Raw genomic sequence first — 606 nt, forward strand, 5'->3', positions numbered from 1 at the left:
ACCTGCGCAGGACGTGATTATGCGCCTTTATAGCGGAACACGGCGCGAAAGTCAACGCGAGCCGGACGCTTGAGCCTGCCCCGCCGCTTCGCTATACTGCCGGAATGGAAAAACTGAAAGTGCTGCTCCCGAAAGGGCGCATATACGACAGCGTCGCGTCGCTGTTCGGCGGCGCGGGAATCTCGCTGAAGCTGCCGGAGCGCTCGTACCGCCCCGTCGTCGACCAGAACGACCTTGAAATCAAACTGATGAAGCCCCAGAATATCGGCAGGCTGCTCGAACTGGGCGCGCACGACGCGGGCTTCACGGGGCGCGACTGGATAGACGAGACGGGCGCGGACGTGGAAGAAATCATGGATTTGGGCTTCGACCCGGTGCGCATCGTGGTGGCGGTGCCGCAAGCGCTCGACGACGCCGCGCTCAGGGCAAAGCGCATAATCGCCGCCACCGAATACGAGGCGCTCGCCCGCCGCTGGCTCGACGCGCGGGGGTTTAACGCGCTCATCGTCCGCACGCACGGCGCGACCGAGGTGTTCCCCCCCGACGACGCCGACATGATTATAGACAACACGGCGACCGGGCGCACGATTGCGGAAAACGGGCTGC

General features: G+C 64.5%; 1 protein-coding gene. It reads left to right on the forward strand.

Annotated elements, in window-relative coordinates; genetic code table 11:
- Nucleotides 1-104 precede the first annotated feature (104 nt).
- On the forward strand, nt 105-606 hold a 502-nt coding region (gene hisG / locus AWU74_RS07420), incomplete at its 3' end, for an ATP phosphoribosyltransferase (RefSeq protein ID WP_162505022.1).

It is taken from the genome of Treponema endosymbiont of Eucomonympha sp., from assembly GCF_001028545.1.